Annotated in this window: 20 protein-coding genes; 5 read left to right on the top strand and 15 right to left on the bottom strand. The window is 39.8% G+C overall.

Annotated elements, in window-relative coordinates:
- Window positions 1-79 precede the first annotated feature (79 nt).
- From K5Q58_RS07790 to K5Q58_RS07770, 5 genes are all read right to left on the bottom strand, one after another.
- Window positions 80-1,267, bottom strand: a complete 1,188-nt coding sequence (locus K5Q58_RS07790) for an acetyl-CoA C-acyltransferase (protein ID WP_220753380.1) — start codon at window positions 1,265-1,267, stop codon at window positions 80-82.
- A 552-nt stretch (window positions 1,268-1,819) separates the two neighbouring features.
- The gene (locus tag K5Q58_RS07785; RefSeq protein WP_220753379.1) at window positions 1,820-3,739 is read right to left on the bottom strand and encodes a GGDEF domain-containing protein; all 1,920 of its coding nucleotides are present in this window, start codon (window positions 3,737-3,739) and stop codon (window positions 1,820-1,822) included.
- A 358-nt stretch (window positions 3,740-4,097) separates the two neighbouring features.
- Window positions 4,098-6,425, bottom strand: coding sequence for an immune inhibitor A domain-containing protein (locus K5Q58_RS07780; RefSeq protein ID WP_220753378.1), 2,328 nt, complete (start codon window positions 6,423-6,425; stop codon window positions 4,098-4,100).
- Between the two features lie 273 nt (window positions 6,426-6,698).
- Window positions 6,699-7,643: a homoserine O-succinyltransferase gene (gene metA / locus K5Q58_RS07775; protein ID WP_220753377.1), complete on the bottom strand. Its 945-nt coding sequence runs from the start codon at window positions 7,641-7,643 to the stop codon at window positions 6,699-6,701.
- A 93-nt stretch (window positions 7,644-7,736) separates the two neighbouring features.
- Window positions 7,737-8,150, bottom strand: coding sequence for a YbaY family lipoprotein (locus K5Q58_RS07770; protein WP_259651279.1), 414 nt, complete (start codon window positions 8,148-8,150; stop codon window positions 7,737-7,739).
- A gap of 138 nt (window positions 8,151-8,288) precedes the next feature.
- Between K5Q58_RS07770 and K5Q58_RS07765 the strand changes: the two genes are divergently transcribed.
- Window positions 8,289-9,029: an SDR family oxidoreductase gene (locus tag K5Q58_RS07765; protein ID WP_220753424.1), complete on the top strand. Its 741-nt coding sequence runs from the start codon at window positions 8,289-8,291 to the stop codon at window positions 9,027-9,029.
- A 98-nt stretch (window positions 9,030-9,127) separates the two neighbouring features.
- Here the strand turns inward: K5Q58_RS07765 and ompW are convergent, their stop codons facing one another.
- On the bottom strand, window positions 9,128-9,778 hold the full coding sequence (gene ompW, locus K5Q58_RS07760) for an outer membrane protein OmpW (RefSeq protein WP_220753423.1): 651 nt from the start codon (window positions 9,776-9,778) through the stop codon (window positions 9,128-9,130).
- Between the two features lie 419 nt (window positions 9,779-10,197).
- Here ompW and K5Q58_RS07755 point away from each other — a divergent pair, with 419 nt between their 5' ends.
- Window positions 10,198-11,316 (top strand): hypothetical protein, encoded by a 1,119-nt coding sequence (locus K5Q58_RS07755; RefSeq protein WP_259651278.1) that lies wholly within the window; start codon window positions 10,198-10,200, stop codon window positions 11,314-11,316.
- A 23-nt stretch (window positions 11,317-11,339) separates the two neighbouring features.
- Here K5Q58_RS07755 and K5Q58_RS07750 read toward each other — a convergent pair whose 3' ends face one another.
- The 6 genes from K5Q58_RS07750 to phhA all read right to left on the bottom strand — a co-directional run bounded on the left by K5Q58_RS07750 (window position 11,340) and on the right by phhA (window position 17,179).
- Complete coding sequence (locus K5Q58_RS07750; RefSeq protein WP_220753375.1) at window positions 11,340-11,891, bottom strand: nucleotidyltransferase family protein; 552 nt, start codon at window positions 11,889-11,891, stop codon at window positions 11,340-11,342.
- A 181-nt stretch (window positions 11,892-12,072) separates the two neighbouring features.
- Complete coding sequence (gene maiA / locus K5Q58_RS07745) at window positions 12,073-12,723, bottom strand: maleylacetoacetate isomerase (RefSeq protein ID WP_220753374.1); 651 nt, start codon at window positions 12,721-12,723, stop codon at window positions 12,073-12,075.
- A 131-nt stretch (window positions 12,724-12,854) separates the two neighbouring features.
- A complete protein-coding gene (locus tag K5Q58_RS07740) occupies window positions 12,855-13,841 on the bottom strand; it encodes a fumarylacetoacetate hydrolase family protein (RefSeq protein ID WP_220753373.1) in 987 nt (328 codons plus the stop codon).
- Between the two features lie 378 nt (window positions 13,842-14,219).
- Window positions 14,220-15,761: a transcriptional regulator TyrR gene (gene tyrR / locus K5Q58_RS07735; protein WP_220753372.1), complete on the bottom strand. Its 1,542-nt coding sequence runs from the start codon at window positions 15,759-15,761 to the stop codon at window positions 14,220-14,222.
- A 216-nt stretch (window positions 15,762-15,977) separates the two neighbouring features.
- The gene (locus tag K5Q58_RS07730; protein ID WP_220753371.1) at window positions 15,978-16,316 is read right to left on the bottom strand and encodes a 4a-hydroxytetrahydrobiopterin dehydratase; all 339 of its coding nucleotides are present in this window, start codon (window positions 16,314-16,316) and stop codon (window positions 15,978-15,980) included.
- Between the two features lie 65 nt (window positions 16,317-16,381).
- The gene (gene phhA / locus K5Q58_RS07725) at window positions 16,382-17,179 is read right to left on the bottom strand and encodes a phenylalanine 4-monooxygenase (protein WP_220753370.1); all 798 of its coding nucleotides are present in this window, start codon (window positions 17,177-17,179) and stop codon (window positions 16,382-16,384) included.
- Between the two features lie 431 nt (window positions 17,180-17,610).
- Between phhA and galE the strand changes: the two genes are divergently transcribed.
- The 3 genes from galE to K5Q58_RS07710 all read left to right on the top strand — a co-directional run bounded on the left by galE (window position 17,611) and on the right by K5Q58_RS07710 (window position 19,793).
- Window positions 17,611-18,624, top strand: coding sequence for a UDP-glucose 4-epimerase GalE (galE, locus tag K5Q58_RS07720; protein ID WP_220753369.1), 1,014 nt, complete (start codon window positions 17,611-17,613; stop codon window positions 18,622-18,624).
- Window positions 18,625-18,709: 85 nt separating this feature from the next.
- A complete protein-coding gene (gene napF, locus K5Q58_RS07715) occupies window positions 18,710-19,204 on the top strand; it encodes a ferredoxin-type protein NapF (protein ID WP_220753368.1) in 495 nt (164 codons plus the stop codon).
- Window positions 19,205-19,364: 160 nt separating this feature from the next.
- A complete protein-coding gene (locus tag K5Q58_RS07710) occupies window positions 19,365-19,793 on the top strand; it encodes a polymer-forming cytoskeletal protein (RefSeq protein ID WP_220753367.1) in 429 nt (142 codons plus the stop codon).
- Between the two features lie 86 nt (window positions 19,794-19,879).
- Here K5Q58_RS07710 and K5Q58_RS07705 read toward each other — a convergent pair whose 3' ends face one another.
- The 3 genes from K5Q58_RS07705 to mak all read right to left on the bottom strand — a co-directional run bounded on the left by K5Q58_RS07705 (window position 19,880) and on the right by mak (window position 22,467).
- Window positions 19,880-20,608, bottom strand: a complete 729-nt coding sequence (locus tag K5Q58_RS07705) for a DUF2982 domain-containing protein (protein ID WP_220753366.1) — start codon at window positions 20,606-20,608, stop codon at window positions 19,880-19,882.
- Entirely contained in the window at window positions 20,598-21,377 is a 780-nt protein-coding gene (locus K5Q58_RS07700; RefSeq protein ID WP_259651277.1) for an ElyC/SanA/YdcF family protein, read from the bottom strand. Before K5Q58_RS07700 ends, K5Q58_RS07705 begins: the two co-directional genes overlap by 11 nt.
- Before the next feature lie 184 nt (window positions 21,378-21,561).
- Window positions 21,562-22,467 carry a fructokinase gene (gene mak, locus K5Q58_RS07695; protein ID WP_220753364.1) on the bottom strand — a complete coding sequence of 302 codons (906 nt, stop codon included), beginning with the start codon at window positions 22,465-22,467 and terminating at the stop codon, window positions 21,562-21,564.
- Window positions 22,468-22,562: the final 95 nt, after the last annotated feature.

The raw sequence follows: 22,562 nt of genomic DNA, 5'->3' as shown, positions 1-22,562 counted from the left end.
TTATTATGGCTAATTATTGTTGCCAATAACTGCCGAGCTCTTTCAGTACTTGAGTCTTGTTGAATAATTCGTGCTGTTTTTATACTTCGATAGCCATCGCAGTCGCTTCACCGCCACCAATACAAAGTGATGCGACACCTTTTGATAGCCCTTTCGCTTTTAACGCGTGAATAAGGGTCACGAGTACGCGGGCACCAGAACAACCAATTGGGTGACCCAATGCACACGCGCCGCCATTGATATTCACTTTGGTTTCGTCAAGCTGCAATTCACTAATCGCCAACATCGTTACCATGGCGAACGCTTCGTTAATTTCAAATAAATCAACATCGCCTTTAGACCAGTTCACTTTGTCAAAGAGCTTGTTCATTGCCCCGACTGGCGCAGTTGTAAACATTGAAGGCTCTTGAGAGTGAGTTGTATGGCCTTTAATGGTTGCCATAACTTCTAGTCCTAATGACTCAGATTTTTCACGGCTCATAAGCATTAATGCTGCTGCGCCATCTGAAATTGAACTTGAGTTTGCCGCTGTAATCGTGCCGTCTTTAGCAAACGCAGGTCGCAATGTAGGAATTTTTTCTGGTCGAGCGTTACCAGGCTGCTCGTCAGTATCGATAGTGACATCGCCGCGACGGCTAGTAATGGTGACTGGCACAACTTCTTGTTTGAACGCACCTGAATTAATTGCCGCGTTGGCTTTTTCGAGTGAACTTAGGGCAAATTGATCCATACCTTCGCGGGTTAAACCAAAGTCATCTGCCGTTTTTTGAGCGAATGTTCCCATTGCGCCGCCAGTGTAGGCATCTTCAAGACCGTCAAGGAACATGTGATCGAGCACTTTCCCGTGGCCCATACGCATCCCACCACGGGCTTTATCCAATAAGTAAGGCGCTTGAGTCATGCTTTCCATGCCACCTGCAATAACCACTTCACTTGAGCCAGCTTTAATCAAATCGTGAGCTAACATCACTGTTTTCATGCCTGAACCACAAACTTTGTTGACTGTCGTTGCGCCAACACTTAGCGGCAGTTCAGCACCTAGGCTTGCTTGACGCGCTGGAGCTTGGCCTAAACCTGCCGGTAATACACAGCCCATTAGCACTTCATCTATTTGCTGAGTATCGATATTCGTTTGCGCGACTAAACCTTTAATTGCTGTAGCTGCTAATGTAGGTGATGTAACGGCTGATAAAGCGCCTTGAAATCCGCCCATTGGGGTGCGTTTTGCTGCGACGATAACGATATCTTGTGGTGATGTAGTGCTCATAACTTCTCCGCTGTAAACCGGCTATCAAGATGGCCGAGATTAATACACAGTAAAATGTGATCTAGTTCAATATTCACACTGTGACGTTTACGCTAACGTAAAGCAAGAAAAATCCATTAAATTAACATCAAGTATTTTAAATAGCTGTCATTGAAAATTTACAATCACAATAAGATATTGAATAATTTGATTAAAGTAAGTTAAAAGTCGAATCAGTATTGAGCTTAAACTGAGTTATTAGCTTAATTAAGGCCTTTAAGCATCCGATATGGAACAACTCTATACTGGGGAAGAATTAAGTATTAAGGTGTGGAAGTGGAGTATTAGAATATGAAAACCATGGTGTTGGGCTATGATAAGGTTTCGAGGTTGATTGCTGCAATGTCTAAGGGCTAAACTTTAGGTAGTCAAGCTATAATAGTCAAGCTATAAGCTGCCATCATAAACAACAGCTGAGCCTAAACCATTTGCACTTGGTTATATGTATTTAAGTCACAACAAACTCGCTTGCGGGTTTAGGTTTATACAGTCAGCTTAATTAAGTAAATGACTCTAAGCTGAAAACACCTGATTACGTCCGTTGTTTTTTGCTTTATATAACGCTGTATCTGCACATTTGATTAATTGAGCCAGACTTTCTGTGTCATCCAACTTTACGCTAACCCCTAAGCTGATTGTAAACTGAAGTTTTATATCGTTAAATTGAAATTGGTGTTGCTCAATACTCAAACGCAGACGTTCAGCAATATCCACAGCTTGGTCTAAATTAGTATTTGGAAGAATCAATAAAAACTCTTCACCACCAATTCGGCCAAGCAAATCACGCTTCTTAAACCAATTTCTAGCTTTACTTGCCGTGGCTTTAATCGCCAAATCACCAATTCCATGGCCATATGTATCATTAATGGCTTTAAATTTATCGATATCAAAAATAATGACAGCCAAAGTTTCATTGCGTTTTTGCGCAGCTGCAAATATTTTTCCGCCCTTCTCCATGGTATATCGACGGTTAGCAATCCCCGTCATATAGTCTGTCTGCGAGCGACGCTTAAAAAAACGGCGCGACTGTACTAAAAATGCCATTATCACCAAAAGTACCGCAATAATAAGGGCTGTGACTAATAAGCTCAGTTTTGAAATCTGTTGCTTGTCTGTTTCTGATTTAAGTTTGAGTAAGTTTATTGATAACTGATTTTCAAGAATTTGCACTTCGTATTCTGAAACTTTGGCACTGTGCTCTAAAGAAGAGTAAATAACATCTTTATCCATCATTGAAGCGTAGGTTTTTCGTTCATTACCAAGGCTATTGAGTAATAAATTAAAGCTTTGCTGATAATCCTGAACAGCGAACTTCTCCAATGCCAATACTGAAGATTTTAAAAAAATGGGACTCGACTGATAACTATTAGAGTTGATAAATAAAGATGCCATTTCAAAAGCTTTTTCAGCATCATTTTGTTGCATATAACTTAGGGATAAATAGCCATAAATCAAATCGATGAAATATGTTTCTTTGGTGGTGTCTTTTATCAGTAATGCCGCCTCTAAATGTTCGATAGCTTGATCAAAGTTTTGTTGAAAGAACTGAGTTCTTCCTGCATTACTATAAGCAAAAAACAGGAAATCGTTAAAGTCTGGGTGTTGCTCAGCTAATGTAAATAAAGCAGCAACATTAATTTCGGCCGTTTCCCAATCCGATACTTTTATCGATTCACCCACCATATTATGAAGCATGTTAAACATATCTTGATAATCGTTAACTGAACGCCATAAATTATAAGCTTCACGGAAATACTCAAAGGCATATTTATGTAAGCCATTAGAGCGATAAATAGCTCCAGTGGAGTTATAAATCATAGCTTGTCTATTGGCCGTAAACTGATGTTTTCTTGCTAATATCAAAGCTTCATCTAGTCGACTCAGTCCTTCTTCGAATCGGTCCACATCTGCATAGCAAAACGCACTTTGAGTCAGAGCTTTAACGAGAATATCTGGGGAGCTTAATTGCCTAGCAAGGGTTAATGCGTGTTCTCTGTCAGGGCAATAAGTGGCTTGTGAGTTAGTTTGTAAATAGATGATATAGGAGCGCTCAATGTAACTTGTCACCAGCATGTCAGACACAGGCTCTGTTTCAAGTATCGCAATCGCATCATTGTAGCTGGCATAAGCGTTATCCAGTTGCGCATTCGCCTCTTGTTCAATCGCTAACAAATGATAAAACTGCGCTCGTTGTTGTATGCTCCAATCAGCTAGTTTCTCTTTTTGATCCAATAAAAAAGCTAAACGGGCATCAGTCGCTTCAATCGTAGATAATTTGAGTTTTAGTTGTTCAATATTCTTTTCGAGATATTCTTCAATTCTTACTTCATTACTGCCTTCAACAGCAGCTTCCGTGATTGTTTTTGAGGCATTTGCAGTCCCCGCTTCAGTAGTTAGAAAATCGCCTGCGAGTACTGAACTGCTCAATGCCATTGCGCTCAATAGCGAAATGACAGAAGCGTATCGACAAAGTCTGGTATGTGTGTGATGCATGAAGGAGTATAAAATCACTGAAAGTCCCTATTGAGCCATGTCGACTTTAACATTATAACAACAATAGTGACTTTGTCTGAAAAGCAGTGAAAAATCAGAAACTAAGTCATAGGTATTTAAGCGATTAAAAGTCAATTATTAGTCAAAAATTCTAAGGTTTAAGTTTTTCTCATTCAACTTAGCTATAGAAACAATAATTGCAATAGATTACTCCGTAATTAGGCTTAAAAAATAAAATAAAAAAGCGCTGATATCAGCGCTTTTTGTAAGGTTTAATCTGCTTTCGCTTCAAAACACTTTATTTGGTAATCATCACAGCACCTACACTTCTGTCTTCACTTTGATTGATTAATCGAATCGTTAGTCCGTATTCTGGAATATTTCGTCCAGCGTCAAGTAAATCACCGCCAGTGTAATCACGCGAATCTCTAAATGTACGTTGCGCACGAGTGCGGTTATCATACATAGTGATGCCATATTGCTCCGACAAATCGATAAACATTTTTTCAGGTCTATCTATTCTGAAGGTTGCATCGTGAATTTGATAACGAGTCGTCGCAACATTGCCATTACTCCAAGACAAGGTATTTTGATCAGCATCAACCACACCTAAGAAACCATCGCCAGGGTGCACACCAACCCAGTTGTCAGAAAATTGATTATCGACATACCAAATCAACATACCTTTCTCATAGGTCATCGGTTGGCCAGCTACATTTATATGCTCTAAGCCGCTATCAACATCATGATGAGTACGCCACTCGACCAGATAATAATGCTCAGTTTCAGAAGAGCCAGAAGATATTTCAAAGCCATCTAACATCATCATTTCTGGCGATGAATCAGCATTCGCAGCAAAGGTCTCTACTTCATCAACGACTAGACTAATATCGTCAACGTACATTCCAGGGTTAGAAACGGCAGCATCAGTTTGATACATGACGTATAAATTAAACGCATTACCAGCAAGAGACGTTAAATCAAATTCAGCATTAATCCAACCTGAAGATGCCCCCGTGATTCCATTACCTAGATTGGTATCATTTGGGTTAGTTGTAGAGGTAATATTACCCTCTAGCATCACTTGACCAAAATCACCTACCGCCATTACGTAAGCGTAATCCCAATCAGTTTCAATGTCATACCACGTTTGGAACTGAATTGAGGAAGTTGTAGCAGCTGTTAAATCGACAGCCATTCCCATCAAGTTTTGTAAGTTATCTCCAGAACCACTGAAATAAGCATACTCACCACTTGTCGGCTCAGTAACCACTTGCACCTTGTTAGGAAGGGTAATTTTAATTACATCATGATTCGTTCCTTTACTGGATGCTTGGTCCAGTAAACCCACAACTCCACGACGAGGAATATCATCAAAGTTAACAATCGCACCATGTTGCCAGTTACCACCAAGAGTGGCTTGAAGATGCTCTTTAGCAAATGGACTAAAGCCTACAGGCTCAGTACCGCCTAATTCACCTGCCCAACTACCAGAAGACATGACTGACCACATGGATACTGGCTCGCCTTCACCTGTGTATTGCGTATCATATTCATCGGGTAACCCTAAATCATGGCCATACTCATGGCTGATTACACCCACAGCACTATCAATAGGAGCAATTGTATAATCAAAAGCCCCCATCACACCTCCCCAATAAGGAACATCAGTTGCCGAACCAGGAATACCGTATACACCACCGAGGTTCCAGCGATGTGACCAAATAGCATCTTCACCGACTTGGCCTCCCCCAGCCTCTTCACCCACGGTAGAATGGAACACCATCACGTGATCCACTAATCCATCAGGCTCCCAATAGTTACCATCTCCATCAAGATCGTAGCGATCTTCAATATCAAATTGACTCAAATCTAATGTTGGATCTAATGATGCCGCTGTTAGCGCCTCACGAATTAAACTACGGGCATCACCATCGACATTATTACCGTAAAATGCCGCTGGCATTGTTGCCATATACCAACCAGCAACATCGCCAGTGACAGTGTAGCTATCACCAGATTGCTTTTCATAGAATTGTCGAAACGAATTGGCATGATGACCATTTGGTGCTACCCAACCATCATCTCCAAAGAGGATTTGACGGTAATGATCTTGATTATAATCCTCGTAATACATGCCTGACTCTTCTGGCAAGATTGAGTTATGAACAAAATCTGGAAACTCCATTAGAATAGCGAGAACTCGTGCTTCACGAGTTGGACCATCATATAACTCTTCTTGTACATTACCGGGACTATTACGAATAGAGCGCCCTGTTAAGCTGCCTTTCGATGCTTCGTGGCGGCGGTCCATTTTAGTTTTACTTTTAATTTCCTGAGTCATTGAATAATGATTGGTGATTGCTGCATCTTGAGCTGCTGCATTCACGATTGCTTCAGCTTGACGCTTTTTCAAATACACTTTTAGCGCCGACTCAGCTTCTTTTAAAGAGGCTGTTTGCGATATTTTTCCAGAATTTTTAAGCATTTGAATTAGTTTTTGCTCATCAGCAATCACCATATCAAAAGCACCGGTTTGTGGTATTGGAGCATGCTCTGCAGCCTGCAAACTTCCTGAGAGCCCAGCAATAGCGAACGCTAGTGGGATTAATTTGTTGTTATTCAATTGAATACCCTCGTATAAAAATCAGTTCCGTTTGAAATTTCTACTCAGAAAGACTCGGCTACGTTAACTAAGTATTCAAAAATCCTAACCGAAGAAACTCTATGACGACATAGTCGGTAAAACATTTCATCCCCAAGTATGAAGCCAGCATCAATCTCTAATTCTTATGGGTATTTTTATATTTAGCATATATACAAAAAGAGCCATCTAGTAAGACTAAATGACTCTCAAACAAGTGTTTTAACGGAGTTTATTCAGAAAAAGGTAACAGAGTTAATTTTCAGATTCCCACGGTGTGATGCCGCTCATATCAGAAAGATCATATGGCGTAAGCTGATAAACGTAATAGTTTAGCCAATTACTGACAAGTAAACTGCCATGACTGTGCCACCTTGCAATTGCTTCTTCGTTTGGGTCGTCATTTCTAAAGTAATGACTCGGCACTGATGGATTAAGTCCTTGTGCAAGATCTCGCTCGTATTCATCTTGTAAAGTCGACTTTTGATACTCAGGGTGACCCATTACAAACAAGTTACGGCTATTGCGGCTCAGCACAATATAGGCGCCAGCTTGTTCAGACTCTGCCAATACTTCAAGATCTGGATGTTGTTTAATGTCTTCCACATTCATCTCAGCAAAACGGGAGTGCGGTGCAAAAAACTCATCATCAAATCCGCGTAACAAAGGATGCGGTTTCGTTGAACGACGGTGACAAAATACCCCTGAGCGTTTCTCATCTAATAATTTACGATGCAAATCATATAAGTGAAACAGACCAGCATGAGCGGCCCAGCACAAAAATAATACTGAAGTTACATGTTGCTGCGACCAATCAATAATCTCTTTTATGTGCTCCCAATACACCACATCTTCAAAATCCAATTGGCCAAGGGGCGCGCCAGTGATTATTAAGCCATCGTAGTTTTTACTTTTTACCGCCTCAAAATCACGATAAAAGGTGTTCATATGGTCAATAGAAGTATGCTTTGATGCTTTGTCGTGAATACGCAATAAGTCGACGTCCACTTGCAAAGGTGTGTTACCTAATAAACGTAAGAGTTGAGTTTCGGTTTCAATCTTATTTGGCATAAGATTTAGAATAAGTACCCGCATAGGTCGAATATCTTGGTTTGCAGCCCGAGTTTCGGACATCACGAAGATATTTTCTGATTCTAAAATTTCTGCAGCAGGTAAATTGTCTGGAATTCTAACCGGCATTAAAGGCACCTTTTAATACAAAAACATTCGGTGCAATAAACCATTATTGCATTGAGTTAATTATCAAGATATTAACTCAATGCACTGTAATGATTACCCACCGACTTTATTCACGAGTACATTAACGGGTTCAGTTCCATTAATGTCTACAACGTAAGACTGGGTATTGATAAACCACAATTTGCCATCAACTTCGATGCGTGCACCAATTGCATAAGTATGGCCTTGTTGAAACTGATCTCTGGCAAGTTGAAACTCAAACTGATGCGGTGTTGTCACGTTATCAGTGATCATTTCTGCCATCACAATCGCTTTTGTATCTTGCAATGAGACGTCATTTAACTGCACTTTAATGACCGCATCTGCTGGTAATGCAATGCGTTCTCGATACATCACATCGCCTGAAATCGTCACCAGATCATTATGTGAAGCACAACCAACCAGTCCTACAACTAACGCAAAAGATAACGCAACAGGCATTACTAATTTAGCGAGTGTGTGTTTCATCGTTTTCCCCATAACCAATCTCCTTATCATACATTAAGACTTCTAGAAGTCTATACGTCTCATCTTGAATAATATTCTTACTTGTTATCGAAAGCAGTTGTTTTTATGATAGGCCATCATTTCGAAGCCATAAAGCGTATGACACAAGCAAACGCAATAATAGTGGGCGCTAGCTCACACCTTAGTAAAGAAATCGCAAGCCAATTAGCGCAGCAAAACGTTTCATTAGTGCTATTTGTTCAAAATCCTGATGACATGAAGGAGTTTGCCCAGCAACTTCCTACTAAAGTTGACGTTTTACCATTGGATATTGAAAATCCAGCTGCAATTATTAGCCAATTAGAGAAAGTCTGGTTAAGCATGGATGGTGCCCATCTGGTATTGGTCAATACTGGATTAAATGGATATCACGAATCACTGCCTTGGCAATTAGAGCAAGATATTATTGATGTGAATGTCAGCGGCTTTACCGCCATTTGTAATACGACATTCCGTTTGATGCGTGAACAAGGCTACGGCCAAATTGCTGCTATAAACTCAATCGCAGGTTTACGTGGCGGACCAAGTGTGGCTTATCATGCTTCAAAGGCTTATGCACAAAACTATCTTGAAGGTTTGAGTATGCACGCACAGCGCTTGAAGTTACCTATTACCATCACTGATATTCAATTAGGCTTATTAGATAAAGCAGCAATGCAGCAGAGTAAATTGTGGCTGCCGCCATTGCCTAAAGTCGCGACACAAATCATCAAAGCGATGCAGAAAGGTAAGCGGAGAGTATATGTGACTAAGCGTTGGCGTTTAGTGGCTTGGTTAACAATGGGCTTACCAGAGTTTATTTATAATACCCGTCACTGGAAAGCTAAAAAGAAAAAGTAAAATATTGAGTAATATCAAATAAAAACAGGAGCTCTAGGCTCCTGTTTATTTTGGGGGGAAGATTAATTCATTAAGATATCTTCAAAATAGTTCTAACTCTAAAAAGCGTAACCAACACTGACCATGTAAACCCAAGGGTTAATATCAACAGTCGTTTCAGGGTATGCAGTCTCACCCGCATTGAAGTTCACATCTGTTGAAATGTCAGCATACCAAACTGAAGCATTGACTAGCCAGTTTTGATTCACTTGATAATCTATACCCACTTGAGCAGCTAAACCCCATGAGTTACTAAGACTTAAATTGTTTAATTCAAGTGAGGTTTCATTAGTAATTTCGTTATCATAGAAATTAGTAAAGTTCACACCAACACCAACATAAGGACGTAATTTCGAGTTTGCATCACCAAAGTAGTACTGAGCCACTAAAGTCGGCGGTAAGTGCTTAGTTTCAGCAATTTTCCCCACACCCTCTAGTGAAATATCATGACTAAATGGAGTCGCAGCTAATAACTCAACGGCCCAATTATCTGTAAGCATATAGGTGAAGTTAAGACCCACTTGAGTATTATCATCAACACTAAATTCAGAAATACCAGCAATGACTGGACTTGATTCATTTGGCACAACGGCTGCAGCACCCACTCGAACGATGAAATCACCAGCTTGGTGAGCGAATGCAGAAGTAGAAACTCCAGCAGATAAAATGCTGGCGGCAACAAGACTAAGGGCTAATTTTTTATTCATTATGACGACTCCATGTATGCAACATAATTAGTGCTTTTACGTAAACACATTTAACAATTGGCGCTACACTGCCAGAGTTTAATCGTTACAATATTGATACAGATCAATAAAACCCCTTACACCTAAATAGGTACTCACTTAGATTGATCTCGATCACAAAAACAACTAAATTCATGACAAAGATGCTTATTATATGTATGTTTAAAGAGCGCGACTGTCGATTAAATAACCACTTAATAGTCCTTTCCCTGCCCCTAGAGAATTACTTGAAATATGCACTTTGCTTACATAATTACAACATTCAAACTGTGAATAAATTTTATCTAGCAAACCTTTACAGGCCGAAAAATGATACGATTGAGATACAAGTGTTTAATAGTTTTGGGTAGTGCTCTTTTCAAATGACGTGTAAATGGAAAACCATGTTATGGCTAACAATCAATTCAATTGTGATAAGTATCAATTCTGCAAACGCTGCTCACGTTTCTAATATTACAAGCAGTATCAGGGACAGAAAGTTAGAGGGAACGATTGAAAATAATAGCAAAATTGAAAGTAGTGTTAAAAGTGACATTGCAAAAAGCACGGAAACTAAAGCTAACCCTCAAAAAACCACAAAGTCTAATGAGTCAAACCAGCAATCAGTTAATAAAGACGTCGATGAGTCTATCTCTGAAAGCATAGAAAACTCACCTTGCTACAGCCGCTCGCAAACCGATATGCCATTAGACAAAACCTTTGCTTATTTAAATACCAAATTTTGTCAGCCTGCAATTTGGTTCGATAGCTTTTTTGTTGATGAGCGAATTACTGACGACGCAAGAGCGGGAACCATTATTCGCTGGTACAACGATTTTACATATTTTGAAAAAGAAGGCTTTAAATATCGCTCTAATATCAAAGCTCACTTGAATCTGCCTGGTATGAGTAAAAAGCTTAAGCTGATATTTGATTCAACTGGCGAAGATGATCCCTTTTCATTTATCAAAAGCCCAGATGATGACAATGAACGCGACGTCAGTTTGCGCTATGACTGGTACGCAAAAGATAGAACCAGCTTTAACATAAAAGCCAGCTTTAAACCTAAAATTGAAGCGCGCTATCGCTATACCTACCCAATATCTCAAAATACCCTGTGGCGATTTACACAGACACTATATCAAGAGAAAAAAGTCACCGGTGAAACCTCAGAGTTCGATTTCGAACACGCTTTTAATGACGAGTTTTTACTACGCTGGAATAGTGCGGTTCAATATGAGAATAGAAATAATGGTTGGGAATTAGGAACAGGATTGCAACTCTATCAATATATTAGTGATACACAGGCAATCAGTTATCAAGCAAGAATTAATGGTGTAACTGAGCCGTACAACTATATAGAGACAGCCAGTGTTGGACTAACATATCGTCAGAACTATTTAAGAGAGTGGCTGTTTTTTGCATTAACACCTGAATACACTTGGACTAAGGAAGAGGATGCTGAAAGAATCAATCAAGTGGTGCTTACATTCACATTAGAGATCTTGTTTCAGAATATCTAGTTAGGCCTTATTTGGGTTTAGATCTATAGCTCTAACGACAATTTTGGATAGTTATTAAACCAAGGTTTACTTGATACCCGCTTCATAAAAACTGACTCATCTGCTTTGGGATTATAATTAACTGTTAAGTTGAATACCGTCTCCAAACCAAACACCGAATTAATAACAAGCTCATCATTTTCATCTAGCTTTACTGCAACAGCTGTTTGTTTTTCGGGCCAATATGACATTGCATTTAAGCAAGAACTGTAAGCTGGATGCTTGTTTTTCTTATGCATTCTCGCCTGATTTTTAACAGACCAAGGTAAATTGATTTGCTCCGTTAATGCCAACTCAATGAGTTTATCTCGATAAATACTGGTTTCTTCATGGCACCAATAAATGACGTCAATATCTTTTAATTCAGACACCGGAGCATCGTGTAATTTATCCCACACTAGATTTCGTACAAACCCTGCTGCTATGTACCAATCTTGAACTTCATTTTCAGCAAAAAAATCCGCAACTAACTTAAGCGCAGACATTCTTATTGGTTCACTTAACAACCAATTTTTTAACTGAGTTTCATAGTTCATAGAAAATACCGATAATGGTTAATAGCCAATAAAAACAGAATATTAATACATAATCATTGCAAATGAGTTGACAACAAATGTAATCAATAGCGTGCTTTTATCAGCTAAAGCTAACACAATCTTTTTCGGGCTTCACTCAATAACATGTAAACTTTACGAATTATTATCTCGAAATAAAGTCCTAACTAGCATCATCTTGTGCTTCAGGTGCGGCATTGGCAAATGCAGGCAATTGATTACACTGCAGCCAAATCCTGACGATGTTTGGATAATGTGTCATATCGACATTAAATCGGTATGCATTATAAACCTGAGGGATCAGACAGATATCTGCCATTGTCGGCGAATCACCGAAACAAAATTGTCCGGCGGTGTCAGCTAATTGAACTTCAAGCGCTTTAAAACCAAGATGGATCCAATGGTGATACCACTTCATTTTGGCTTCTTCATCCACGCCCATTTCTTTGGCTAAAAACTGCAATACACGCAGGTTATCTAACGGATGAATTTCACAAGCAATAGACTGCGACATTGCGCGGACTATAGCGCGTTCTTTCAGGTTTGTTGGTAATATCGGGTGCTGAGGATATTGCTCTTCAAGGTACTCTACAATGGCCATTGACTGAGTAAGTGTAAATTCCCCTTGCTCATCTTCATCGATTAAAGCTGGCACTAAGTGATGTGGATTCAACTGACTAAACATCTCACTGTGCTGCTCTCCTCCATTTTTAACTAAATGAATTGAGAGTTGTTCAGCGTTAAGTTGCTTCAAATTAAGTGCAATTCGCACTCTATAGGCCGCACTAGAGCGCCAGTAGCCGTATAGTTTCATCGTATATCCTTATTCATCAATCTTGCGTAAAGCTTATCAGTGTTGAACTGAGTGTTTAATAGGTATAAAAAAAGCAATAACGCACAACGTTATTGCTTTTGATTAATTAAATGCTTCATTAATATGAAGGATTAACCTTTGTATTCGACAACTTTTTGATCGATAGAACCAAAAATACTGCTGTCGTTTTCGTCAAACATCTCAATGCGAACGGTATCACCAAAGCGCATAAATGGCGTTGCTGGCTTGCCGTCTGCAATGATTTCTAACATACGTTTTTCTGCTAAACAGCTAGAACCAGCACTACGGTCGTAGTTTGAAATAGTTCCTGAACCAATCACAGCGCCAGCACATAATGGACGAGTTTTGGCAACATGTGCCACTAACTGACTAAAATCAAACGTCATATCTACGCCCGCATTTGGGCGGCCGAATAATTCACCATTTAAGTGGGTCACTAATGGTAAATGAACTTTAGAATCTTGCCACTTGTCCCCTAACTCGTCGGGAGTGATTGCCACTGGCGAAAATGCACTTGATGGCTTTGATTGGAAAAAGCCAAAACCTTTAGCTAGCTCACCAGGGATAAGATTACGTAGCGACACGTCATTTACTAACATTAATAGTTTTATGTGCTTAGCCGCATTTTCAGTATCAACGCCCATAGCAACGTCATCTGTTACGACAGCAATTTCAGATTCAAAGTCGATACCATATTCTTCACTGGCCATTTCAATATCAGCTTTAGGTGCGATAAAACAATCTGAGCCACCTTGATAAACTAAAGGATCCGTCCAAAAACTTTCAGGCATTTCAGCGCCACGAGCTTTACGCACTAATTCAACATGGTTCACATAAGCACTACCGTCAGCCCACTGGTAAGCACGAGGAAGCGGAGATAAACAACGAGCTTCGTCAAAATCCACTGCATTATCCATTTGACCTGCGTTTAACGCTTCATACAACTCTTGTAGTTGAGGATTAAGTAAATCCCAAGCATCAAGTAATTGCTGCATTGTTTTAGCAATAGCAGGTACTGCAACGGCTTTAGTTAAATCTTTGCTAACTAACATAAGTTGGCCATCACGGCGACCGTTGTTATAACTTGCAAGTTTCATTTTGACTCCTAAATAGGTACAAATAAGGTCGATATTAAATTTATAAAATTATCATTGCTGCTAAGTATATTGAATCCATCAATCTCGTTAACTGATGATTCAATCATGACTTTCGCAGGTTAATATCAACAAAAATAGCCTTCTTAAGGCTAGAAATACCTTAAGCTTAGCCAAATTAATATAGCGTGAGGCAAATCACATTTTTGCAAGGTGTCAGCAGTTTTGTAAACCTTTTGATACATTGCTCAACTTATTGCCAATTAAGCCAATATACGTCTTAAAAACACGACAATGCCAGCATATGGCTGGCATTAAATCGTTACACATACTTTGTTTATACCATCGAGTCACTGATGACAACCGCAACTCTAATAAGCGTTAACGCTTTTTGGTAATTTTGTAATCTCTCAGTTTGTTGGCAATCGCCGTGTGGGAAACCCCAAGTTTTTTCGCTAATTGACGAGTGCTTGGATAAGCTGGATATAAGCGTCTTAATAAACTCGCTTCATATTCTTTCATGGCTTGATCTAAACTGCCTTCGAACTCTTCATCAAAATAGCCAAAACCTTCAGCATAAGATGGTAGTTTTAATTGCTCCACAGTTAACTCAGCAGAACCATCCCACATCGATACAGCTCTAAAAATTGCATTCTTTAATTGACGGACATTGCCTGGCCACGCATAGGTAAATAGGTAATCTCGGCAAGTAGCTGAAATACGACGAAGTGGACTAGAAAGCTGCTGGCTGTAGTGCTCTAAGAACATTTCCGTTAGCGGTATGACATCGACTTTACGCTCGCGCAATGACGGCATGTGATAACTCAGCACATGAATGCGATAATATAAGTCTTCTCTGAACTCACCAGATTGGCATAACTCAGCCAGATTTTTCTGGGTAGAACAAATTATACGTACATCGGCTCTTACTTCTTCATCGCCACCAATACGCCTAAAGGTGCCATCTTGTAGTAATCGAAGCAGTTTCACTTGCGCCGCTTTCGACATTTCAGCTATTTCATCTAAGAAGACTGTGCCGCCCTTAGCTTCTTCAAACAAACCACGTTTTACCACTTGACCGTCATTAGAAACGAATCCAAATAATTCTTCTTCAGCAACGCTGTCAGGCAGTGCGGCGCAGTTAATTGGGATAAAGGGATGTTCACGGCGCATGCTAGCGTCATGGCTCGCTTTAGCCATTAACTCTTTACCTGTACCTGTTTCACCAGTAATAAGTAACGGTGCATCCAATTGTGCCATGCGCTTTGCTTGCTTAAGCACATCTTTCATCTTGTCACTCACCGCTAACACGTTGTCAAACCCTGTGGTTTGGTTTTGCAGTGCATTAAATTGCTTGCCCACTCTTGCTGGAGATTTAAGCGACACAACTGCGCCAGCAAGGATACTGGCATTGTTTTCATCCGGCAGATATATCGGCAGCATTTCGGCTAAGTATTCGTTACTACCAATTTGCACTCGGGTTGCTTGTGCAAGTACTGGCGCTTCAGTCAACCAACGTGAAAAGTTAAAACCTTGAACCCAATGATTTAATGACTCATCAATGACCTCATGCTCATGCATGTTTAAGGTCAGCAATGCAGATTCATTCACAATGCGAATGCGACCTTTTGAATTAATGGAAAAAACCGAGTCTGGTAAGGTTTGCAATAAGGTTTTTAATGCATAATGTTCTTGTTCTGAAGGCATAAATGACACAGTACGAACATCATGAACACTTTCTACTTTTCGTATAAGGGGCATTAATTCGCTTAAGGTTTCAAAACCAATTTCAGCAAATTGTAAGTACAAGAAACCTTTATTACTGGCATCAATGGCGATTAAGTTAATGCCATAGTTTTCTAATACTTCGAGAATATCTTTCGCAAGGCCGATGCGATCTAAACAGCTCACTTCCAAACGCATATACAACTATTCCCTATCAGTCATTTTCTGGAATATACGAGGATTAAAGAAAACTCATTAAAAAATAATGAGAAATACCATCCTTCTTTATTTGTGAGCGATACGTTAAAAGGTTATGAGGCGTGTGGCAAGTGTTGTTTACAGTAGAATTGTAACAGAGGAAGTACAAAGGCAGGTTACGTTAACGTAACCTGCTGAAATTAATAGTTAAGATGATTAACCGATTAACTGGTCTGTTTTCGCAGCCATAATAAAATCATTTTTATGCAGGCCTTTAATTGAATGTGACCACCAAGTTACGGTGACTTTGCCCCATTCAGTTAAGATTCCCGGGTGGTGAAACTCTGCTTCAGCAAGTTCCGCTAATTGATTAGTAAATACCATCGCAAGCTTAAAGTTTTTAAATTTATATACCCGTTCTAATTGATTAATCCCATCACGATTTTCAACGCGCCACTCAGGGATCATTTTGCTGAACTCAATCATTTCTTGCTCAGTCACTTTTGGGGCATCAATTTGGCAAGCTTCACACTTCAACTCTGATAAATCAGACATAACAACTCCTGAATAATATTGTATTTTTATTTAAATTTTATAATGTTAACTAACGATCGTTAAGGCTAGCTAGCAATCGTTTTAGGTGCGAACTTAGGTTCAAGCATGCCTAGTTTACGTGCTTCTGTCACTGCAGCCATAATGTCCATCTCGGCAATTTCATCAAGATAATCAACACTGTCAATGACATAATAAATTGGCTGCATGATGTCGATGCGATACGGCGTTCTTAATACTTCAATTAAATCAAACGGCTTTCGTTCAGGCTCGTCACTTAATGCATACAAGGTCTCGCCTGGTGAGCTTAAAATACCGCCACCATAAATATTCAACTCACCATCATCACCTTTCACTAAACCAAACTCTACGGTAAACCAATAAAGACGTGCTAAATAAACTCTTTCTTCTTTCGAAGCTGCAAGTCCCAATTGCCCATAAATATGGGAAAAGTGAGCAAATGAAGGATTGGTTAATAGCGGACAATGCCCAAAAATTTCGTGAAAAATATCAGGCTCTTGTAGATAATCAAATTCTTCTTTAGTTCGAATAAATGTGGCTACAGGAAACTGCTTATTCGCCAATAATTCGAAGAACTTCCCAAATGAGATAAGTGCAGGCACGCCTTCGGTTTTCCAGCCAGTAGCTTCAACTAGCACTTTATCAATTTCTTTTAATTGTGGTACCCGATTGCTTGGCATTGCCAGCGCATCTAAGCCTTTCATATAGGCTTCACAAGCTCTGCCAGGCATATTGATCGCTTGGCGTTGATACAGCTCATGCCACACATCATGTTCTACATCTGTGTACTGAATATAACCCTGACTGTCAGGAATTTTTGCTGTGTAATTTGTTACTTTGCTCATAAGTGTCACTTTACGTAAACTTCTCTCCCTTCATAGTGTGCTAAGGTTTCATATTTGTTAACAACCTCAGGGTTTATTCTTGGTTCATGTGGTAGCTATAAACGTAAACTTTTCACTACAACCATCGATATAATGCTATTTAGTCATTTAAAATCAATAAACTAAAATGTAGTTAATGTTTGACAAACAAGAAGAACTATTGAAAAAATCCCCAGTTTACTAGGCTACGGATTCACGGTTTAGTGGTTTAAAATGATTTAAAACAACAAATGTTATATTCAAACCGATAACTTCAGTACAATAACGACAATAGGTTAGCTTTTGTTGTATTAGGTTGGTCAGCCCCAATTTCAGCACTGTTGTGCTAAACAGTTAGTAATATGACACATGACTCAACAAAAAGTGTTGCTCTACAGAGTTAAGGAAAGACCATGGCAATTTTAGTAACAGGCGGTGCGGGATACATTGGAAGCCACACTGTTGTTGAACTTTTGAATGCTGGGCAGCAAGTTATCATTTTAGATAATTTATCTAATGCCAACGTCAACGCTCTAGATCGTATCGAAAAGATAACTGGTAATGTTTGTGTGTTTTACCAAGGCAGTGTGCTCAATAAAGCCTTATTACATAAAATTTTTACAGATCATCAAATAGACGCGGTAATTCATTTTGCTGGCTTAAAAGCCGTTGGCGAGTCGGTCAATAAACCACTGCAGTACTACGAGACCAATGTCACAGGAACGATTATTTTATGCCAGGTGATGTCAGAGCATAACGTTAAACAATTGGTATTTAGCTCATCGGCCACAGTTTATGGGATCCCTGAGAGTTTACCGATTCGTGAAGACTTTTCCACAGGTGCAACTAACCCTTACGGCCAATCAAAACTGATGGTTGAGCAGCTATTAACAGATTTACAAATTGCTGATAAGCAATGGAATATTGCTGTGTTGAGGTACTTTAATCCTGTCGGTGCCCATGAAAGCGGATTAATTGGTGAAGATCCAACTGATACACCAAATAACTTAATGCCGTTTATTTGCCAAGTTGCAGTGGGTAAACTTCCCGAACTGTACATTTTTGGTAGTGATTACCTCACCCCAGATGGCACAGGCGTTAGAGATTATATTCATGTGGTAGACCTCGCCCAAGGCCACCTAAAAGCACTGCAAAAATTAGCTAAACAGCCCGGAATCGTAACCTATAACCTTGGCACCGGTCGCGGCTATAGCGTAATCGAAATCATTAAGGCCTTTGAGCAAGTTTGCGGTAAGAAAATCCCATACCGTTTTAGTGAGCGTCGTGATGGCGATCTTGCGGCATACTTTGCCGACGCTACTCTTGCTTATGAAGAATTAGACTGGCAACCAGTACATACACTTGAGTCAATGGTTGAAAGCAGCTGGTTGTGGCAATCAACTAATCCTAATGGTTATAACGATTAAAAAGTGCAATCAATCGCTCTGAAGTTAAATCAAGAGTTCGTTAAAGTAATAGTCAAACTACGACATCAGTGTCATCGGAATAAATATGAGCCAATCAATTAATCACAGTCGCAGAAATTTGTTTCGTCGCAAAAAGTTTGATGCACAAAGGCCACCATGGGTTAAATCAGAAATCGAGTTTACCGACGAGTGTACTCGCTGCAATGCTTGTATTGATGCATGCGAAACCAAAGTATTAATCAAAGGAGATGGCGGGTTCCCTGAAATCAAATTTACCGAAGAAGAGTGTACTTTTTGTCAGCAATGCGCTCTTGTATGTAAAGAACCTATTTTTGATCTTACTCAAGCTACTCCTTGGACGATCAAAGCCATCATTAATGACTCTTGCCTGACATATAAAGGTGTTTGGTGTCAAAGTTGCAAAGATGCCTGCGATCCTCGCGCCATCAGCTTTAAAATGGCTGTCGGTCAAGTGCCTAAACCCATTGTTGATACCGATGCATGTACAGGCTGCGGTGCTTGTGTATCCCCTTGTCCTGCTGCGTCAATTAGTATCAATGAGTCAAAAATCAGTGAATAGTAGTGATTTATTCTACTATCCGCCAGAAAAAGACATGGTAGTCAAAATTTAATGGTTTTTTTTGATTTTATTTGCCGTTATATTAATTGTTAAATTTTATAATAAAGCCATTTCGGTCGCTTATTGATAGTGGACTAATTTGCGAAAAAAGAGAGCCTACATGTTTAGTAAAAAAAGCCCTACCAGTAACTTAAGTTTCATCGCTAATGATTGTGAATTAACGGGTAATATAAAAGTCGCTGGAGATGTGCTCATCGCTGGTAAAATCAATGGTGAAATTCGCGCATCTGGCAATGTAACAGTAGAACCTTCTGGCGTGGTAACAGGCGGAGTAGTCTGTATTGAAGCTACAGTATCTGGCCTAATGAGTGGCAATATCACCTGTGAAAAACTGTCCATCACTAACACAGGTACTTTCGATGGCGAAGTATACAGTAAACGTATGGAAATCTTAGATAACGGCCAGTTTATTGGTTACCGCAAAGCCTATGATGAAAGCTTAGAGCACAACAGCTTGCTAAATGAAAAAGTCGTCAGTCCTTCTGATGAACCAGCTGAAAGCCCACAGCTTTCTGCAGTTAGTGTGTAGGCTATCTGCCATGAGCTATCTGCCATAAACTAAATAGCTTAAGCTCAATGGGCTTATTGAAGTAAGCCTTACTGAAGTTAACTCTATTAAAGTAAATGCTCTTGTTGCCACTCGCGTAATAGCTCAACAAACTCTGCGGGTGGTCTATCAAGGCTATCTATTGAAATATAAAGATGAAATCCTAAGTGACTCTCTAATGTTTGGCAACGATGCCCGAACATTGCTAACACTCCACGATACCTATCCCCATTGACTACAAGTGGCGTAAACTCGGCCCCTAAATAGGTTTCTAAACTCTGTAAGTCTTCATCTTGGGTTGCAGCAGTCATGAGCAATGGACGTTGCTCTGTTAATAAACCCGTTGCCAAACGCGGTGAAATACAATCAAGAATGGGGTTTATTCGTTTTAATTTAAACCCAATGTAGGGTAGTTCAATTAACTCAAGATTTTGAGTGACCCGTGACACATCCACTCTTTGAATATTGTCCCAACCAATATGAACTGTGCCCCGTTGGTGAAAAAAATCTAGCCCTGTCTCAGTAAGTTTAAAACTGGCTTTAGGCTGATTAATTTTGGCGATACCTAAAATTATGCTCACACTGCCGAAACCAAATAACACAATGCCAATACCAAACAAGCTTTTAGCATTAATAAATAAAATAAGGCTGATAAACAGCGCTATCGCGCCAAACACACTGAGTGTTATGCCATTTCGTTTGCCATAAGGACTAATCAGCTGTGTTTTTGTAGTCTGTTGGTTTGGACCTTTGTTTTTGTTGGTCTGATTATCAGTTTCAGGTGTTTCATAAGACATTGGTGATGAGCCCTTTAACATTTATCCAAAGCATACCGACATATTCGTGAATCGCGCGCTGAGAGATAAATAAATTTTCTGCACTGAATCGCCACCAGTACCCTAGCGAACTTAGAAAGTTAGTGGGTGCGGCAACGGGATAAAGCTTATTGGTGGTAAAAATCATCATTGAGCGAGGCATATGAGTTGCTGAAGTCACTAAAATAAATGGGGTGTTACCCACAAGCGATTTCATCGATTGTGCCTCTTCAATGGTATCTAGCGCATCAGGAAAAATAACGATGTTGTCAGCAGCAACACCAAGTTCAATGGCAGCTTGTCTCATGATCACAGCATGAGGAGTTGGAGTTAGCCCACCGCTCCAACCACTGACAACTAAAGTACAGTGACTACCAGCCAGCTTAAGCTGTCTAATCCCTTCTGAAAGTCTAGATAATGCCGTAGATGATAATTGCTGCACCGCGCTGATGTTTTGCTTTTCGCGATGTCCTGAACCTAGCACCATCACATAACATGCATCTTGATTTATTTGTGTTAGAGGGAGTTCATTTACAGGGTATCTAGACTCTAAACTTTCTGCGAGATTGGCAGATATAAAAGAGTTACTCAATAGCATTAAAACCGATAACCCCATCGCTAAACAGAACTGACCAAATGATTTGAGTTTTTTAGCTTTAAAACGCCATATAAAAAGCGCAACAAATAAGCATATCAATATAAATGGAACTGGCATGACAAATTGCGACAGGACTTTTTTAAACCAAAACATCAATTTCATCTGCTGTTAATCTGCTCAATTAGAGTTAGCTAAAGTGGAATTCCCCTATTGTATCGACTGTTGAAGTAGATTGCGAAAATAAGCAGATATCAATCACTTTAATCATCAATTTCACAATAAAAAACGACGCTAAAAAGCGCCGTTAAATATTTTTTCAAACATTTTAAACTGTAATTTAATGTTCGTTTTTGCCCCAAAGCCAAGCAGCGCCACGAACACCTGAAGAAGCGCCAAATTGGTTTTTAACCACAATGGTATCGCACTCTCGTCCGACGACATATTTAGGCAATACTTTTGGTAGTTCGTTATAAATGGCATCAATGTTTGAAACCCCGCCACCTAAAACAATCACATCAGGGTCAATCATATTAATCAAATGTGCTAGTGAGCGCGCTAAACGATCGATATAGCGCACAAATGCTTGTGTGGCTAACGGATGTCCTTCTGACATCATTTGAGAAATTTGAATGCCACTATCCGCTTCACCGCCTGCACGGCGAAAATCACGAACCCAGCCAGTACCTGAAATAAAGGTTTCAATACAATCTTTATTGCCACAAAAGCATGAAGTCGAATTAAATTCATCAGATGTCATCCAAGGTAGTGGATTATGTCCCCACTCACCTGCGATACCATTACCGCCACCATGAACTCGACCATTTATCGATAGTCCGCCGCCACAACCCGTGCCAATGATAACGCCAAAGACCACACCTTTGCCCGCTGCAGCGCCATCCACAGCTTCAGAAACCGCAAAACAGTTAGCATCATTTGCCACGCGAACTTCTCTATCAAGTCGAGCGCTTAAATCTTTATCTAATGGATGACCATTAATCCAAGTCGAGTTTGAGTTTTTAACTAAGCCTGTAAAAGGAGAAACCACACCAGGGATCCCAACACCAACAGAACCTTTTTGTTTAGTTTCAGCTTCGGCTTCATCCACTAAACCTATAATGGCATCTAGAGTGCCTGGATAATTTTTAGGAGTAGGAACACGTTTACGAAACAGCTCACTGCCATCTTCCGCTAACGCCACTAACTCAATTTTTGTCCCGCCAAGGTCAACACCCATGCGCATCATAACTTCTCTCTCCATTTAATTATAATTTGTAGCTAAATACGCATTTGGTGCTGCAATCTTGATTGTGTAAAGCCTGTATCCTTGATGAAATAACT

The sequence above is a fragment of the Shewanella sp. KT0246 genome, from assembly GCF_019654955.1.
Classification (GTDB): Bacteria; Pseudomonadota; Gammaproteobacteria; order Enterobacterales; family Shewanellaceae; genus Shewanella; species Shewanella goraebulensis.
Note: the sequence above shows the minus strand (reverse complement) of the source record. Positions and strands in the feature narration are given on the sequence as shown.

What these genes read in the sequence shown, in the direction of transcription:
- K5Q58_RS07700 (WP_259651277.1), bottom strand. Translation starts at nt 21,377, where the DNA reads ATGTTTTGGTTTAAAAAAGTCCTGTCGCAATTTGTCATGCCAGTTCCA.
- K5Q58_RS07785 (WP_220753379.1), bottom strand. Translation starts at nt 3,739, where the DNA reads ATGGCATTGAGCAGTTCAGTACTCGCAGGCGATTTTCTAACTACTGAA.
- K5Q58_RS07740 (WP_220753373.1), bottom strand. Translation starts at nt 13,841, where the DNA reads ATGAAACTTGCAAGTTATAACAACGGTCGCCGTGATGGCCAACTTATG.
- K5Q58_RS07750 (WP_220753375.1), bottom strand. Translation starts at nt 11,891, where the DNA reads ATGAACTATGAAACTCAGTTAAAAAATTGGTTGTTAAGTGAACCAATA.
- K5Q58_RS07730 (WP_220753371.1), bottom strand. Translation starts at nt 16,316, where the DNA reads ATGTCTGATTTATCAGAGTTGAAGTGTGAAGCTTGCCAAATTGATGCC.
- phhA (WP_220753370.1), bottom strand. Translation starts at nt 17,179, where the DNA reads ATGAGCAAAGTAACAAATTACACAGCAAAAATTCCTGACAGTCAGGGT.
- K5Q58_RS07790 (WP_220753380.1), bottom strand. Translation starts at nt 1,267, where the DNA reads ATGAGCACTACATCACCACAAGATATCGTTATCGTCGCAGCAAAACGC.
- metA (WP_220753377.1), bottom strand. Translation starts at nt 7,643, where the DNA reads ATGCCGGTTAGAATTCCAGACAATTTACCTGCTGCAGAAATTTTAGAA.
- K5Q58_RS07705 (WP_220753366.1), bottom strand. Translation starts at nt 20,608, where the DNA reads ATGTCTTATGAAACACCTGAAACTGATAATCAGACCAACAAAAACAAA.
- K5Q58_RS07770 (WP_259651279.1), bottom strand. Translation starts at nt 8,150, where the DNA reads ATGAAACACACACTCGCTAAATTAGTAATGCCTGTTGCGTTATCTTTT.
- napF (WP_220753368.1), top strand. Translation starts at nt 18,710, where the DNA reads ATGAGCCAATCAATTAATCACAGTCGCAGAAATTTGTTTCGTCGCAAA.
- K5Q58_RS07710 (WP_220753367.1), top strand. Translation starts at nt 19,365, where the DNA reads ATGTTTAGTAAAAAAAGCCCTACCAGTAACTTAAGTTTCATCGCTAAT.
- mak (WP_220753364.1), bottom strand. Translation starts at nt 22,467, where the DNA reads ATGATGCGCATGGGTGTTGACCTTGGCGGGACAAAAATTGAGTTAGTG.
- K5Q58_RS07755 (WP_259651278.1), top strand. Translation starts at nt 10,198, where the DNA reads ATGTTATGGCTAACAATCAATTCAATTGTGATAAGTATCAATTCTGCA.
- K5Q58_RS07765 (WP_220753424.1), top strand. Translation starts at nt 8,289, where the DNA reads ATGACACAAGCAAACGCAATAATAGTGGGCGCTAGCTCACACCTTAGT.
- galE (WP_220753369.1), top strand. Translation starts at nt 17,611, where the DNA reads ATGGCAATTTTAGTAACAGGCGGTGCGGGATACATTGGAAGCCACACT.
- maiA (WP_220753374.1), bottom strand. Translation starts at nt 12,723, where the DNA reads ATGAAACTATACGGCTACTGGCGCTCTAGTGCGGCCTATAGAGTGCGA.
- tyrR (WP_220753372.1), bottom strand. Translation starts at nt 15,761, where the DNA reads ATGCGTTTGGAAGTGAGCTGTTTAGATCGCATCGGCCTTGCGAAAGAT.